The organism is Nonomuraea sp. NPDC049378, from assembly GCF_055586745.1.
Genome location: NZ_JBVJHP010000001.1, coordinates 948,138 through 962,737, shown reverse-complemented (window position 1 = coordinate 962,737; position 14,600 = coordinate 948,138). Strand labels below are relative to the sequence as shown.

Here is a 14,600-nt window from a genome sequence, read left to right as displayed (position 1 = left end):
AATGTCCGATCCAGGTGGTTTAAACCCAAAAGATCTACCTTGGGGTGAGATCTTAGTATCCCGCCCCGGTCAGCAGCCCTCCGTCCACCGTGAACTCGCTGCCGGTGCAGTAGCTCGACCGGTCGGAGGCCAGGAACGCCACCACGTGCGACACCTCGACCGGCTTGGCGAACCGCTTGATGACCATGGACTTCACGAAGGTGTCCGCGTCCACCTCGTTCGCCATGTCGGGGTCCATGGCCATCGCGGTGTTGATCGCGCCAGGATGCACCGAGTTGACCCGGATCTTGAATCTGGCCAGCTCCCGCGCCGCCGACTTGGTGATCCCGCGCAGCCCGAACTTCGAGGCCGAGTACGCCGACAGCCCCTCGGCGCCGATGAAGCCCTCGATCGAGGAGATGTTCACGATGGCGCCGCGCCCGGCCGCCTTCATGGGGTCGATCACCGACTTGATCCCGAGCCAGGACCCCTTGAGGTTGACGCCGATCACCTGGTCGAAGTCCTCGGGTGACATCTCGTGGATGCGCCGATATTTCAGGATCCCTGCGTTGTTGACCAGAACGTCGAGCTTGCCGTACAGATCGGTGGTCATCGACACCGCGCGCTCCCACTCCCGCGCGCTCGTCACGTCGTGCCGGACATAGACCGCGCCCGTCTCCTCCGCCAGCGCCTTGCCCTCGTCGTCCAGCACGTCGCCGAACACCACCCGCGCGCCCTCCTCCAGGAAGAGCCGCACGTGCGCCGCCCCCATGCCGCGGGCCCCGCCCGTGATCAGCGCGACCCTGCCGTCAAGCAACCTCATGACGTCCTCCTCCGGCGACGGCCGCCGCGGCCGCCTCCATGGAGCGGTAGACGGGGACACCCGCAGCCGCCGCGATCCGTCGCACTTCGTCCTCGACGCCCTCGGGGGCGCAGTCGCCGTTCCTGGTGACGAGGGTGATCCGGGTGCCCGGCAGCGCGTCCTGGGCTCCCGCGACCGCCCCGGCGTAGGCGTAGAGGGGTTCCGCCGCGTCGCCGTACGTGAAGAAGGCCTGCACGTTGACGTGCGCCACGACGTCCCGGTACGGCCGCCGCGACATGATCGTGGTGATCACCTCGGGCACGAGCCCGGCACGCCCGAGCGGCCCGACGGGCACCTCGAGCGGATTGCCCGCCGCGGCCACCCCGAGCCCGCGCAGCGCGTCGAGCGCGTCGTCAGGCAGCGGGTCGAGCCGCACGCCCGCGCCGTCGAACGCGTCGGCGGCCAGCACGCTCGCGCCCCCGCTCGGCCCCACCACCAGCACGCCGTCCCCGGAGGTGACCCGCGAGCCGTGCGCCTGGAAATACGCCAGGACCCCGATCAGGTCGTCCTGGCCGGACACCAGCGCCACGCCCGCCTGCTCGGCCACCGCCTCCCAGATCCGCCGGTCGCTCACCATGCCGCCCGTATGGGAGGCCGCCGCGCGCCGACCCTGCCCGCTGCGCCCGCCGACGAGCAGTACCACGGGCAGGCGCGTCGCGCGCAGCGCCTCGTACAGCTCCCGCCCGCCGCGCGGATCCTCCAGGTACAGCCCGACCGCGCGCGTCTCCTCGTCGCCGGAGAGCCAGCGCAGCAGCTCGGCCGGGGTCACGTCGGCCGCGTTGCCGACCGTGGCGACCCGGCTGAACGCCAGCCCGCGCCGTTCCCCGACCTTGATCACCTCGCCCGCCAGGCCGCCGCTCTGCGAGATCAGGGCCACGGATCCCGCGGGCCCGAGCCCGCCGCCGACGAACGTCTGCCGGCCCCGCGGGCAGTAGACGCCCATGCAGTTGGGCCCCAGCAGCCGCGTGCCCGCCGCACGGGCCGCCGCGACCAGCTCCCGCTCCAGCCCGTGCTGCCCGGCCTCCCCGAACCCGCCGCTCATCACCTGCACGAACGGGATCCCCGCCGCCTGCCGCACCACGTCGGCGCACCGCCCGGCCGGCACGGCGACCAGCGCGTAGTCCACCTCCGCCAGCGCGGGGGAGCGTACGGCCGGCACGCCCGACACCTCGTCCGCCTCGGGGTGCACCGCCACCAGCGGGACACCCGCCTCGCGGTAGAAGCCGAGGAACATGTTGCCGAAGTTCGGCCGGGTCGCGGACGCGCCGGCGACGGCCACCGCCCGGGGCTCGAAGAGCGGCAGGAAGTCCGCGGGCGGTCCCGCCGCCGCCCGCGCGGGAGCCGCGGCGGGCAGGTGGCGGGCGTCGACGGCCACCACGCCCGACGGTCCCGCGATGACCGGGTTCAGCTCGAACTCGCCCAGCTCCAGCCGCTCCCACAGCCCGCCGGGCCCGGCGACCGTCGCGAGCAGCTTGACCAGCGCGTCCACGTCCACCGGCGGGCCGCCGCGCCACCCGCGCAGGAGCGCGGCCCCGCGCAGCGAGGCCAGCATGCTCCGGGCGTCCTCCTCCGTGATCGGGCAGAGCCGCAGCGCCGTGTCACCCAGCGCCTCCGCCCACACTCCGCCGAGACCGGCCAGCACCACCGGCCCGAACCCCGGGTCGCGCACCAGACCCACGATGAGCTCGACCCCGGCCCGCGCCCGCTCCTCCACGAGGAACCCGGCGACGTCCAGCCGGGAGGCCATCGCGGCGGCCGACGCCGCGAGCTCGCCGTGCCGCAGGCCCAGCGCCACGGCCCCGGCCTCGGACTTGTGCACCAGCCCCGGCCCGAACGCCTTCAGCACCAGCGGTTCGGCCAGCTCGCCGGCCGGGCCGAAGTCGCCGTCACGCACCACCACCCCGCGCGGGACCGGCACTCCCGCCTCGCGCAGCAGCGCCTTGACCTCGTGCTCGTACGCGCTCACCCGTACAGCTCGCGGATCTTCCCGCGCAGCAGCTTGCCGGGGCCGCCGGAGGCGTCCTGCGCGTGCGGGAGCGCGGTGGCCACCACGATGTGGTCGGGGCGCCGGTGGGCGGGGAGCGTGTCGGCCAGCGACAGCGCGATCTTGGAGGGGTCCAGCGAGTGCCCGGCGCGCGGCACGACGGCCAGCAGGACCCGCTGGTCCGCCGCGCCCTCCGGCACGCCCACCGCGCCCGCCTCGGCCACGCCGTCGAGGGCGGAAACGGCCTCCTCGATCACGGCCGGCTGCGTCCAGACGCCGCCCTTGATGATCGCGTCCTCCCGCCGGCCGAGCACGCGCAGCACGCCGTCGGCCGAGAGCGTCCCGAGGTCGCCCCCGACGTACCACTCGCCGCGCAGCACCTCCGCCGTGCGGTCCGGCAGGCCGTCGTAACCGGCCATCCGGTGCGGCCCGGCCAGGTTGATCTCGCCGACCTCGCCGGTCACGCGGTGGCCGCGCTGGTTCGTGATCCGCACCGCGTTGCCCGTGCGGGCGCGCCCTGACGATCCGAGCGGGATCGAGCCGTCGTCCACCCGCCCCATGCACGTGTACGGCGCCTCGGTCTGGCCGTAGTACGAGAACACCGCCGCCTGCGGCAGCCTGGCCCTGATCCGGTCGAGCATGGTCGCGGTCAGCGGCTCCCCGCCCAGCATGATCACCCGGATGGATGACAGGTCCACGCCCTCGTGGTCGGGCGAGCCCAGCAGGGCCGCGTAGAACGAGGGGATCTGCGACACGTGCGTGACCCGTTCGCGGGGGACGGCGCGCAGGAAGTTCGCCGGGCCCCAGTCCTGCTCCAGCACCAGCCGCATCCCGGCGTACAGGGCGGGCCCGGCGATGGCGGGGAAGCCGATGCCCCAGATGATCGCGCCCGTGCCGAACACCGCGTCGGGCCCGCGCGGCACGTCCAGCCAGATCCGCGCCGTGGCCAGCGACGACGCGTGCGTGTGCACGACGGCCTTGGGCAGCCCTGTCGTCCCCGAGGTGTAGTAGAGCGCCAGCGGATCGTCGTGGAACCCGCCGAGCGGCGGCTCGGCGTCCGAACCCTCCGCCGGCTCGCGTACGTCGATCCACGCGGTCACCGCCGGCAGCTCGCCCCTGATCTGCTCGACCGCTCCCTCGACCGTCGCGTCGTGCACCAGCGCCGTGCAGCCCGAGGCGGCCACCACGTCCCGCACCGTCTCCACCGGCCAGTACGGGTTCAGCGCCGCCGTCACCGCCCCGATCTTGGCCTGCGCGAGGTAGACCTCGGCCACCCGCAACGTCTCGTTGAGCAGCACCGCCACCCGCCGCCCCGGCGTGATCCCGGCGGCGATCAGGGCGTTCGCGCGGCGGTTGACGCTCCTGTTGAGCTCGTCGTAGGTGAAGCTCCGCTCGCCGCAGTACGTCAGCGCCACCCTGTCGGGCGTGCGCAGCGCTCCCGCGGTCAGGACCGCGTGGCCGTAGTTGCCGTAGGGTGATCGTGCCATCGGGGGTGCCTCCACATCAGAGGGGCGAATAGAGCACGAAGACGTTGCCTGAGGGATCGCGCAGCACGGCCCGCCTCTCGTGCGGCCCGTCCTCCGGCGCCCGCACCACCTCGGCGCCGCGTCCCTCCATCTCCCGCACGACCCGCGCCACGTCGTCCACCTTGTACGACGGCGCGGCCGAGGCGGTGACGTGCTCGGCGGGCCCGGCCAGAGCCACGGTGACCCCGCCCCCGTCGAGCGCCGCGAACCTGTCGCCGTCGCGGAACTTCACCGGCAGCCCGTAGAAGGCGATCGCCTCGTCCAGGTCGGCGACGGGAATCAGCACGTTGCCCAGCTTCACGCGGGCCTCCAATGGGGGAGATCGTCTATGAACGTCACGCGTACCGGCATGCCGACGCGTACCTCTTCCGGTGCGCACCCCACCACGTGCCCGAACGCCCTGGGGCCTTCCCGCAGGTCCACCCAGGCCGCGGCGTAGGGCTCGCGCCCCTGGTAGCCGGGGGCGAAGGAGCGGTGCACGATCGTGAACGTGTGCACCACGCCCTCGCCGGAGACCGGCTCGGCGCGGAAGGCCCGGCCGCCGCATCTGGGGCAGGCCGGTTCCGGGAGGTGGCCGCGGTGGTCGCAGCCGGTGCAGCGCTGGATGACCAGTTCGCCGTGGGCGGCCCGGTGGGCACAGGTGTCACCGCTCATCGCTAGCCAAGCTAGCGCACGCTTGGTACCCCCACAAGACCTCGCCCGCCGGGCCCGTGACGGTCGTCGCTGAAGCGTACGGGATCGCCACGGCGGCGTGCGGTGAGGTCCTCCGGCGACAGCGCGGAATCTTCCTGGGCGAGCGGCGGCGAGGTGGACGATGCCGCGTCGGGGTCGGCGGCGAGGGGTGGCGTCACGCCGGGTTCCATGGCGGAAGTGGCGGCGTCGTGGTCGGGGGCGGGAGTGAGGCTCGTGACCGGATGTGGTGGCGCGAGGCGCGAGGATCCGTCGGTGGTGGAGGTCGGCGACGCGATGCGGGCGGGCGGGGACGAGGTGGTGCGGGCCGGGTAGGGGGCGGGGGTGGTGCGGGCCGAGGCGGTCGGCTCATCGGTGGGCGTCGGGACGGTGGTCCCGGACGAGGTCGGCGTCGGGGCGGCGCAGGAGGGGCCGTCCACGAGCACCTCGCTCACCTGCGGCCCGTTGTCCGCCGCCGGTTCCGTCATGACGAGGATCCCGACGTACGCCCGGCGCCCGCACGCCACGCCCCCGGGATCGTGCGTGACGGCGCTGGCGTAGGCGGTCCGGCCGCGCAGGGTGCGCAGCTCCTGGCGGACCGTCCTGGCCGCGCCGGAGTCCCCGTCCCTCCGCGTGTACGAGATCCGCAGCCGCACGGGCCCGGTGCCGTTCGCCGCCACCCTGATAGCGCCGGCCGTGCCGCTCCACCGCACGATGCCGACCGCCTGGACGGTGAGGGCCGGGGCGGAGGGCCGCCGGACGGCGGGGAGGGACCGTGAGGCGCTGCGCGCGGGAGGCGTGCGCGCCGGCTCGGCGGCCGTGCGCCGGGGTGTGGCGGCCGTCCTGGTCGGGCCGGGTGTGCCGGCGTCGGCCTGGGTCGGTTCCGGCGCGCTCTGCGTCTCGGGCGGCGGCATGAGGATCGCCCCCGGTCCGGAGGGCAGCCGTCCGCCCGACATCATGAGCGAGATCGACACGGCGACCACCGTCGCGCCGGCCACCCACAGGTGCGGAGGCAGCCGGGGCACCCTCGGCATGCGGTCGCGGATGCGGGAGGCGGCCGTCGCGGCGGGGTCGGTCCTGGCCAGCGGGAAGCGGAGGGCGAGCAGCGTGGCCAGCTCGGCGAGGTGGCGGCGCCCGCGCTTCTCCCAGTCGGGGCCGTACGCGGCGACGGCGTCCTCCTCCAGTTCCGCCGCGAACTGCCGGGCGGAGGCGTACCGGAGCGCGGGGTCCTTGGCGAGCCCTCGCCTGAGCAGGTCGCGCAGCGTGTCGGGGGCGACCTCCACGGGCACCGGCTCCACCAGGTGCTTGTCGCGCAGCGCGGGCACGTCGAGCCCGCCGTCCCCGCCCTCCTTGTACGCCCGGTAGGGAGGCCGCCCCCTGGCCGCCTCGAACAGGACGCACGCGGCCGCGTACACGTCCGCGGGCGGGCCCGTCCTGCCCTGGGTCCACAGTTCGGGCGCCATGTACTCGGGACTGCCGGCGGGCACGCCCGGCTCCTCGGCGTGCACCACGACGCCGAAGTCCGCCAGTTTGGTGGTGCCGTCGGCCTGGACGAGGATGTTGTCCGGCTTGACGTCGCGGTGCGGCACGCCCCGCTCGTGGGCGGCGGCCAGGGCCAGCAGCGTGCTCTTCACCACGGCCAGGGCCGCCTCGGCGCTGATCCTGTGGTGCTCGGCCAGCAGGGCGCGCAGCGTGACGCCGTCCACCAGCTCCATGACGATGGCGGCCCTGCTCTGCGTCTCGACGTACTCGTAGAGCTTGACCACGTTCGGGTCGTCGATCTCGACGAGTTCGTGGGTGTCCGTCCGGTAGCGGTCCATGAACTCGGCATCCCGGCGCAGCGTGGCGTTCAGGTATTTGATCGCGACGTAGGCGCCGGTCTGCTGGTAGGTGGCGAGGAACACGCGGCCGGTGCGGCCGGCGCCGAGCTGGCGTACTTCACGGTAACCAGGGACCAAGTCCTAACCCCCATCAGGCAGCCGTCTTCGATTGGACGGTCTCACCCGGGGTTCCGGTTGTCACGAGTCCAGAAATTTCGCCCAGCGTCCATCGGGGGATGGCCCCTGATGGCAGGTGTTATGCTGATCGACATTACCAAGCAAGCGCTCGGCTAAAGTGCATGCGGAGGTCGCCGGTGGAGCGGGTAGCCGTGCTGGTGATGGAGATGCAGCGGGGCGTCGTCGGCGATCTCACGAAATTTCCAGAACTGGTGGATGCGTGCGTCCGGCACGACGTCGTGGCCAACGCCGCCCGCGTCCTCCACGCGGCCAGGGCCGCCGCGATCCCCGTCATCCACTGCACGGCCGCCTTCCGCCCCGACCGGGCCGGCTCCCACACGGGCAACTGCCCGTTCATCATCTCGCTGCTCAATGATCCCGGCCACATGCTGGACGGCACGCCCGCCACCGAGGTCATCCCCGAGCTGCGGGACGGCGGCGACCTGGAGAGCCGGCGCTACCACGGCTTCTCCCCGTTCACCGGCACCTCGCTCGACATGACGCTGCGCTCGATGGGCGTCACCGCCGTCGTCGCGGCCGGGGTCTCGCTCAACCTGGGCATCCCCGGGCTGGCCCTGGAGGCGGTCAACCTGGGCTACCGGGTGACGGTGGTGAAGGACGCGGTGGCGGGCATCCCCGACGACTACGCGCGGGCCGTGCTGAAGCACACGATCGGCCTGCTCGCCACCCGCACCGCCGCCGCGGACCTGGCCCGCTCATGGACGAGACGGACACCTGCGTGATGGACGGGCTGCGCCTGGACGGGCGCGTGGCGGTCGTGACCGGGGGAGCGGGCGCGATCGGCGCGGCCATCGCCGCCGACCTGACCGCGCTCGGCGCCCGCGTGGTCATCGCCGACGTGGACCTGCCGAACGCGGGGAAGGTCGCCGCGGGCCTGCCCGGCGCGCGGGCGCTGGCCGTCGACCTGGCCGCGCCCCCGTCCGTCGAGGCGTTCGCCGGCGCCGTGGGGCCGGTGGACATCCTGGTGCACAACGCCGGGGTGTCGGTCGTGCGGCCGTTCATCGAGAGCGACCCGGCGAGCTGGGACCTCATGTGGCAGGTCAACCTGCGCGGGCCGATGTTGCTCACCAAGCTCCTGCTGCCCGGCATGCTGGAGCGAGGCCGGGGGCGGCTGGTGTTCGTCTCCTCCGACGGCGCCAGGGCCGGCTCGGGAGGCGAAGGCGCGTACGCGGCCACGAAGGCCGGGCTGTTCGGGCTGGCCAAGACGCTCGCCCGCGAGGCCGCCGGAGCCCGGGTCACCTCCAACGTCGTCTGCCCCGGACCCACCGACACACCCATGCTGCGCAGGGTGTCGGAGGCCGAGCCAGGGCTCGTCGGCAAGATCGCGCGCGGCATCCCGCTGCGCCGCCTCGGCACGCCCGCCGACGTGGCGGGCCTGGTCGCCTACCTGTGCACCGACCGCGCCGCCTACATCACCGGGCAGATCCTGTCGGTGAGCGGCGGCGTGACCATGCACTGAGCCCCGATGCGGTCACAGGGCCCGGTAGACGGCCTCCACCAGGCGGATGCCGCGCAGGTTGCCGGAGAGCGCGGCGGCCATCCTGTTCATGACGTAGCCGACGGCCAGACCGCGCTCGGGGTCGCCCAGACCGATGAAGCCGCCCATGCCGGTGTGGCCGAAGGCGGTTTCCGACGGCACGAAGAACGTCAGCGACGGCCGCATGAAGCCGAGCCCGAACGAGGTGTCAAGCAGCAGCACCCGGTCGGGGCCGCTCACGCGCGGGCGTACGGCCTCGCGCAGCGCGCCGGAAGACAGGAGCTCGCCGGCGATCAGCGCCCGGTAGAACCCGGCCAGCCCTCGCGCGGTGGCGACGGCCCCAGCCGCCGGCCATCCGGCGCGCAGGATGACCGGATGGTTCGCGCCGCCCTTGAGCAGGTGCATGCCGGGGTTGCCGAGGGCCCGGTTCATCAGGCTCTGCGGGTCCTGGGCCGCCCTGGCCACCTCGGCCAGCACATCCCGCGCCCGCCCGACCTCAGGCGCGGCCTCGGCCTCGGTGGGGGCAGGAGGCCGGGCGCGTTCGCCGGCCTGGAGCCTGGCCGTACGCGCGATCACGGTGTCCGGCGCCCCCACCCAGAGCTCCAGCCCCAGCGGGCGGGCGATCTCGGCGGCGGCCAGCTCCCCGACGCTCTTGCCCGTCACCCGCCTGATCACCTCACCCAGCAGGAACCCGTAGGTCAGCGCGTGGTAACCGTGCGCCTTCCCCGGCTCCCAGAGGGGCGCCTGGGCGGCGAGCCTGGCCGCGATCGCCGCGTGGTCCCCGAACTCCTCCACCGGCACCGGCTCCTCGATCACCGGCAGCCCGCTCTGGTGGGTCAGCACCTGCTCGACGGTGATGGCCGCCTTGCCCTCGGCGGCGAACTCGGGCCACACGTCGGCGACCGGCGCGGTGAGGTCCACCTGGCCCCGCTCCGCCAGCTGCAGCAGCACGGCGGCGGTGACCGCCTTCGTGCAGGAGTAGACGAACGCGGGCGTGTCCTGCTGCCAGGGCCGCCCGGTGTGCCGGTCGGCGACCCCGCCCCACAGGTCGACGACCAGCTCGCCGTCCAGGTAGACGGCCAGGGCGCCGCCCAGCTCCTCGCCGTCGGAGAAGTGCCGTTCGAAGACCTCGCGTACGCCGGAGAACCGGGGATCGCAGTGCATCAGACCTCCGCGGAGAAAGGGAGCTCAGTGGTAGACGAGCCTAACAACTGGGGACGATTCGGCCCAGATGATCAGCGTGGCACTCTCAACCTCCTCACCCCCGCCGTGGTGCTCGACGCGCTGCGCAGCGCCACCACGGGCGAGGTGCTGAGCCTGGCCATGCCGATCAGGGGCGCCACCTCCTCGCCCGCGCCCACGACCGTCCCGCACCTGCCCGGCCGCCCGCTGCCGCAGCACTTCATGTCCGTGGACGGCGGCGACTACGCGGCGGGGGCGCGGCCGATCGGCGAGGGCCTGCGGGTGGCCGACGACGCGCTGCTCGTGACCCACCACGGCACCACCACCCACATGGACGCGCTGTGCCACATGTGGTCGGGCGACGAGCTCTACAACGGACACCCCGCGGCCAGGGTGCGCTCCTACGGCACGACCCGGTGCGGCATCGAGCGGGTGGGCGGGGTGGTCGCCAGGGGCGTGCTGTTCGACGTGCCCCGCCGCCTCGGCCTGGACCACCTGCCGGCCGATCACCGGATCTCGGCCGGCCTGCTGGCGGACATCGCCACCCCGCGGCCCGGGGACGTCGCGGTCATCCGTACGGGCTGGCCCCGGGTGTGGGAGCGCTCGCGCGAGCACTACTGGTCGGGCCAGCCGGGACTGTCGGCGGCGGCGGGCCGGTGGCTGGCCGCGCACGACGTCGCGGCGGTCGCCGCGGACAACGCCGCGATCGGCGGGCTCGACGCGCGCGGGCGCGCCGGCGAGAGCCTCGCCGACGACCTGCACCTCATCCTCCTCCACCGGCACGGCATCCACCTGATCGAGATGCTCTGGCTGGAGGAGCTGGGCGAGGAGCTGGACGCGGCCGGGCGCGCGGAGTTCGTGTTCGTGGCGGCGCCGCTCAGGATCGAGGGCGGCACGGGCAGCCCGCTGACCCCGCTGGCCGTTCTCTGACACGGCTGGAGGGCCGGGAGGCGGCCCGCGAGGAACGCCGCGGGCGTCACCCCCATCAGGGCGCGGAACTCGGCGGTCATGCGGGACTGGCCGGAGCATGCTCGCCTCCGGGCTCGATCACGCCTTCGTCAGACCCCTGTGGCCAGGTGACGGGCAGGCTCGTGACGCCGTACACGGTGGCGTCGGGCTTCAACGGCACCGCGGCCGCGGGGACGGCCAGCCGCAGCCCCGGGAAACGCTCGAACAGGGCGCGGTAGCCGATGCGCAGCTCGATCCTGGCGAGCTGCTGCCCGAGGCACTGGTGCACGCCGTGGCCGAACGCCAGGTGCCGGCGCGCGCCGCCGCGGTCGAGCCGGAGCGTCTCGGGGTCGTCGTGGACGGACGGGTCGCGGTTGACGACGGGCAGGGAGAGGACGACGGTCTCGCCCTTCCTGACCAGCTCGCCCGCGACCTCGACGTCCTCCAGCGCGGTACGGGCCGGCCCGCCCTGGTGCAGGATCGACAACCAGCGCAGCAGTTCCTCGACGGCGTCGTCCGAGACGGACTCCGGGGGCGTGCCCCGCTCCAGGAGCGCGAACACGCCGAGGGCCAGCATGTTGGCGGTGGTCTCGTGGCCGGCGACGAGCAGGAGCAGGGCGACGTTGGTCAGCTCCTCGTCCGTCAGGTCGGCGGTGAGACCGCTGATCAGGTCGTCGCCGGGCGCCTTGCGCCTGCACCGCACCTGCTCGTGCAGGTAGGCGGTCAGGTCGCCGACCGCCGCGGGGTCGCCGCCGGGGATGACGAGCTGGTAGCTGCGTTCCTGGAAGAACTCGTGGTCGGCGTACGGGACCCCGAGCAGCTCGCAGATGACCATGGACGGGATCGGCAGCGCGTACGCCGTCACGAGGTCGGCGGGCGGCCCGGCGGCGGCCATGGCGTCGAGCCGATCGGCGGCGATCTGCTCGATGCGCGGCTCCAGCAGCCGCATCCCGCGCACGGTGAACCGGCCGGTGAGCAGCCGGCGGTAGCGGGTGTGCTCAGGGGGGTCCATGGCGCCGAAGAAGCCCGGCGGTGCCGCCTGGCCGGGTCCGCCGGGACGTGAGGAGTGCGTGGCGACGTGCTTGATCTCCTGGCGGGCGCTGAACCTGGGGTCGCCGAGCACCGTGCGGGCCGCGGCGTCGGTGGTGGCCAGCCAGCCCAGGTGGCCGTCGGCGAACTCCAGGCGGCTCATCGCCGGCAGGCCGCGCAGACCGGCGGGCGGGTCGAAGGGGTGTCCGGGGTGACGTTCGATGGGAAGTCGCATAAATATGAGAGTAGACTATCAATTGCTAGTACACTTGCATGATCAGTCGCCCGGGTAACCTCCGCCGCCGTGCGCGGCGTCCAGGGCGTCGTAGTCGGGGCCGGGGCCGCGCGTCGGGATCTCGTCCACGAAGACGACCTCCCGCGGCTTCTTGTACGACGCCAGCGACGCCTTGACGTGCTCGATCAGCTCCGCGGCCGTCGCCGTCCCGCCGGGGTGGAGCGCGACGACGGCCTTGACCGCCTGGTGCCAGACGGGGTCGGGCACCCCGATGACGGCGGCGCCGGCCACCGCTGGATGTGCCGCGAGCGCCCGTTCCACCTCGGCGGGGTAGACGTTCTCGGCCCCTGACTTGATCATGCGCAGCTTGGGCCCGATGAAGGTGATGGTGCCGTCGAGTTCGCGGCGGCCCAGGTCGCCGGTGTGGTGCCAGCCGTACGCCGACTTAACTGCATTTAAGTCGGGACGGGCGAAATATCCGGAAAAGAGGGTCTTGCCCCGCGCGCAGATCTCCCCCACCTCGCCCACCGGCACCTCGACCCCGTCCGGCGCCAGCAACCGTACCTGGACCAGCGGGTTCGGCCGCCCCGCGAATCCCGCGCCGCCCTCGGCCAGCCCCAGGAACGTGAGCATCCCGCCCACCTCCGTCTGCCCGTACCCGCCCATCTTCGACCGGCACCAGGGCGAGCCGTCCACGGTGATCATGTCGTCCCACTCGGCCGAGTGGGCGACGAAGCGCAGGGACGACAGGTCGTACGCGCCGTCCGCGTTCGCCTTCGTGACGGCGTCGATCATCGGCCCGAACAGGAACGCCTGCGTCACCCGCTCGGCGTCGACCAGCCGGCACACCTCCTCGGCGTCGAACGCGGGGGTGAAGACGTTCGTGCCGCCGATCTGGAACGTCGCCAGGCAGAACATCATCGTGCCCACGTGATAGAGCGGGCCGCTGCTGAGGAAGGTGAAGCCCGGCTCCATCTGCCGGACGACGAGCAGCGAGGTCGCGTGGGCGACGAGCGCGGCGCTGCCGAGCAGGGCGGCGCACGGCCGGCCGCCGAACGCGGCGGTGTAGAGGGCCAGCACCGGCTCGGTGTCGGCCACCTGGGGGAACTCCCGGGGGCCGGCGTCCGCGATCAGCCGCTCGTACTCGTCGCCCGCCCGCACCCACGTCCCCGGGCCTGAGCCGCGCAGCGCGGCCGTCGTGTCCGACGGCTCCCAGACGACGACCGACGGGGTCAGGTCGGCCAGGACGAACCGCAGCTCGTCCTCCGACTGCCGCCAGTTGGCGGGGCAGCACACCGCGCCCAGGCGCGAGCAGGCCAGCAGCAGCTCCAGCACCGCGCAGGAGTTGCGGCCCAGCCAGAGCACCCGGTCGCCGTCGCCCACCCCCAGCCCGGCCAGGGCGCCGGCCAGGCGGGTCACGCGGGCGTCGAGCTCCGGGTACGTCAGCCGCGTCGCGCCGTCCACCACCGCGATGATCCCCGGGCGGCTGCGGGCGTGGTCGGCGAGGACGTCCGACAGGGACAGGCTGTGGATCATGAGGACCTCCGGAAGGCGGGCATCACTTCGGCGGCGAAGAAGCGCATGACCCGCTTCATCTCCTCCAGGGGCATCGGCCGGGTGCTGCCGAAGTCGCACAGCAGGTTCGTGAAGCCGGCGTCCCTGAGCAGCGCGATCTGCTCGATCACCCGTGCCGGATCCCCGATGACCTCCAGCTGCTCCCACCGGAAGCCGGCCGACACGGAGCCGCCCTTGAGGTAGCGGTCCTGGTAGTACTCGAAGCCCTGCGCGGCGCGGCCGGTCCTCGGGTCGACGGGGGCGCTGCGCTCGTTGAAGATGCGCGACCGGTCGAACGACGCCTCGAAGCGCTCCTGGTCCGCGCGGGCCTGTTCCAGGGTCGGGGCGACGTACACGCTGCGCGCCACCACCAGCTCGGCCCCGTCCGGGTGGCCGGCCCGCGCGGCCGTCTCCCGCCAGGTGCCTGCCGCCGCGCAGACCTTGCGGAACGTCGCCGCGGGGTCGGCCAGGATGGGCAGCCCGCGCTCCGCGTACATGGTGACGGTCTCAGGGGAGACGGCCGCGACGTGCAGCGGCGGGTGGGGCGTCTGCAGCGGCCTGGGCACGAGCGAGACCTCGGCGCCGGTCCGGTAGAACTTCCCCTCGTGCCGGTACGCCTTCCGCGTCCAGAGGCCGACGATCACCTCGAGCGCCTCGTTGAAGCGGTCGCGGGCCTCGGCCAGGTCGATCCCGAACCCTTCGAACTCGGCGCTCTGGTATCCGCGCCCGATGCCCAGGTCCAGCCGTCCTCCGGAGAGCACGTCCACCTGCGCGGCCTCCTCGGCCACGTGGATCGGGTCGTGCAGGGGCAGCACCACGACGCCGGTGCCCAGCCTGAGGCGGGTGGTGCGGGCGGCGGCGTGGGCGAGCATGGCGAACAGGTTCGGGACGACGCCGTAGTCGCGGAAGTGGTGCTCGGCCAGCCGCACCCCGTCGAACCCCAGCTCCTCGGCCAGCTCGATGAGCTCCAGGTGGTAGTCGTAGACGTCCTTGAAGCTCTGGCCGTCGAAGCGGTGGAAGAGGTGGAAGGTCGAGAACTTCATGCGGCGGCCCCTCAGCGATAAACCAAGCGCTCGCTTGGGAGCGTATACGCGAGAGCCCGCCCCAGTCCAGGCCGGTCCCCTTCGGCTCCGGTCA

13 protein-coding genes are annotated in these 14,600 nt (G+C 73.4%); 3 read left to right on the top strand and 10 right to left on the bottom strand.

Annotated features, from left to right (window positions below):
• Positions 1-52: 52 nt before the first annotated feature.
• Genes ACZ6SA_RS04385 through ACZ6SA_RS04360 form a run of 6 tightly spaced genes read right to left on the bottom strand, consistent with a single transcriptional unit; the run spans position 53 to position 6,978 of the window.
• The gene (locus tag ACZ6SA_RS04385; protein WP_347641455.1) at positions 53-802 is read right to left on the bottom strand and encodes a glucose 1-dehydrogenase; all 750 of its coding nucleotides are present in this window, start codon (positions 800-802) and stop codon (positions 53-55) included.
• On the bottom strand, positions 789-2,807 hold the full coding sequence (locus tag ACZ6SA_RS04380; protein ID WP_465826587.1) for an acetate--CoA ligase family protein: 2,019 nt from the start codon (positions 2,805-2,807) through the stop codon (positions 789-791). Before ACZ6SA_RS04380 ends, ACZ6SA_RS04385 begins: the two co-directional genes overlap by 14 nt.
• On the bottom strand, positions 2,804-4,312 hold the full coding sequence (locus ACZ6SA_RS04375; protein WP_465826586.1) for a class I adenylate-forming enzyme family protein: 1,509 nt from the start codon (positions 4,310-4,312) through the stop codon (positions 2,804-2,806). The genes ACZ6SA_RS04380 and ACZ6SA_RS04375 overlap by 4 nt, the downstream gene beginning before the upstream one ends.
• A 16-nt stretch (positions 4,313-4,328) precedes the next feature.
• Positions 4,329-4,652 (bottom strand): VOC family protein, encoded by a 324-nt coding sequence (locus tag ACZ6SA_RS04370; RefSeq protein WP_347641458.1) that lies wholly within the window; start codon positions 4,650-4,652, stop codon positions 4,329-4,331.
• Positions 4,649-5,005 (bottom strand): Zn-ribbon domain-containing OB-fold protein, encoded by a 357-nt coding sequence (locus tag ACZ6SA_RS04365; RefSeq protein WP_347641459.1) that lies wholly within the window; start codon positions 5,003-5,005, stop codon positions 4,649-4,651. The genes ACZ6SA_RS04370 and ACZ6SA_RS04365 overlap by 4 nt, the downstream gene beginning before the upstream one ends.
• A gap of 11 nt (positions 5,006-5,016) precedes the next feature.
• On the bottom strand, positions 5,017-6,978 hold the full coding sequence (locus tag ACZ6SA_RS04360; protein ID WP_465826584.1) for a serine/threonine-protein kinase: 1,962 nt from the start codon (positions 6,976-6,978) through the stop codon (positions 5,017-5,019).
• A 161-nt stretch (positions 6,979-7,139) separates the two neighbouring features.
• On the opposite strand from ACZ6SA_RS04360, the gene ACZ6SA_RS04355 reads away from it, so the two are divergent.
• Positions 7,140-7,760 (top strand): cysteine hydrolase family protein, encoded by a 621-nt coding sequence (locus ACZ6SA_RS04355; protein ID WP_347641461.1) that lies wholly within the window; start codon positions 7,140-7,142, stop codon positions 7,758-7,760.
• Positions 7,760-8,497, top strand: coding sequence for an SDR family NAD(P)-dependent oxidoreductase (locus ACZ6SA_RS04350; protein ID WP_347643097.1), 738 nt, complete (start codon positions 7,760-7,762; stop codon positions 8,495-8,497). The genes ACZ6SA_RS04355 and ACZ6SA_RS04350 overlap by 1 nt, the downstream gene beginning before the upstream one ends.
• Positions 8,498-8,509: 12 nt before the next feature.
• Here ACZ6SA_RS04350 and ACZ6SA_RS04345 read toward each other — a convergent pair whose 3' ends face one another.
• The gene (locus ACZ6SA_RS04345; protein WP_347641462.1) at positions 8,510-9,679 is read right to left on the bottom strand and encodes a serine hydrolase domain-containing protein; all 1,170 of its coding nucleotides are present in this window, start codon (positions 9,677-9,679) and stop codon (positions 8,510-8,512) included.
• A 27-nt stretch (positions 9,680-9,706) separates the two neighbouring features.
• Between ACZ6SA_RS04345 and ACZ6SA_RS04340 the strand changes: the two genes are divergently transcribed.
• Entirely contained in the window at positions 9,707-10,627 is a 921-nt protein-coding gene (locus ACZ6SA_RS04340; protein WP_465826582.1) for a cyclase family protein, read from the top strand.
• A gap of 76 nt (positions 10,628-10,703) precedes the next feature.
• On the opposite strand, the gene ACZ6SA_RS04335 is transcribed toward ACZ6SA_RS04340, so the two are convergent.
• Genes ACZ6SA_RS04335 through ACZ6SA_RS04325 form a run of 3 tightly spaced genes read right to left on the bottom strand, consistent with a single transcriptional unit; the run spans position 10,704 to position 14,506 of the window.
• A complete protein-coding gene (locus ACZ6SA_RS04335; protein WP_465826580.1) occupies positions 10,704-11,909 on the bottom strand; it encodes a cytochrome P450 in 1,206 nt (401 codons plus the stop codon).
• Positions 11,910-11,951: 42 nt separating this feature from the next.
• A complete protein-coding gene (locus ACZ6SA_RS04330; protein ID WP_465826579.1) occupies positions 11,952-13,445 on the bottom strand; it encodes an AMP-binding protein in 1,494 nt (497 codons plus the stop codon).
• Positions 13,442-14,506, bottom strand: coding sequence for an LLM class flavin-dependent oxidoreductase (locus tag ACZ6SA_RS04325; RefSeq protein ID WP_465826577.1), 1,065 nt, complete (start codon positions 14,504-14,506; stop codon positions 13,442-13,444). The genes ACZ6SA_RS04330 and ACZ6SA_RS04325 overlap by 4 nt, the downstream gene beginning before the upstream one ends.
• Between the last annotated feature and the right edge of the window lie 94 nt (positions 14,507-14,600).

Bases quoted from the DNA above. Each gene is read 5' to 3' on its own strand.
- ACZ6SA_RS04335 (WP_465826580.1), bottom strand. From the start codon at position 11,909: ATGCGACTTCCCATCGAACGTCACCCCGGACACCCCTTCGACCCGCCC.
- ACZ6SA_RS04330 (WP_465826579.1), bottom strand. From the start codon at position 13,445: ATGATCCACAGCCTGTCCCTGTCGGACGTCCTCGCCGACCACGCCCGC.
- ACZ6SA_RS04375 (WP_465826586.1), bottom strand. From the start codon at position 4,312: ATGGCACGATCACCCTACGGCAACTACGGCCACGCGGTCCTGACCGCG.
- ACZ6SA_RS04345 (WP_347641462.1), bottom strand. From the start codon at position 9,679: ATGCACTGCGATCCCCGGTTCTCCGGCGTACGCGAGGTCTTCGAACGG.
- ACZ6SA_RS04365 (WP_347641459.1), bottom strand. From the start codon at position 5,005: ATGAGCGGTGACACCTGTGCCCACCGGGCCGCCCACGGCGAACTGGTC.
- ACZ6SA_RS04325 (WP_465826577.1), bottom strand. From the start codon at position 14,506: ATGAAGTTCTCGACCTTCCACCTCTTCCACCGCTTCGACGGCCAGAGC.
- ACZ6SA_RS04355 (WP_347641461.1), top strand. From the start codon at position 7,140: ATGCGGAGGTCGCCGGTGGAGCGGGTAGCCGTGCTGGTGATGGAGATG.
- ACZ6SA_RS04385 (WP_347641455.1), bottom strand. From the start codon at position 802: ATGAGGTTGCTTGACGGCAGGGTCGCGCTGATCACGGGCGGGGCCCGC.
- ACZ6SA_RS04350 (WP_347643097.1), top strand. From the start codon at position 7,760: ATGGACGGGCTGCGCCTGGACGGGCGCGTGGCGGTCGTGACCGGGGGA.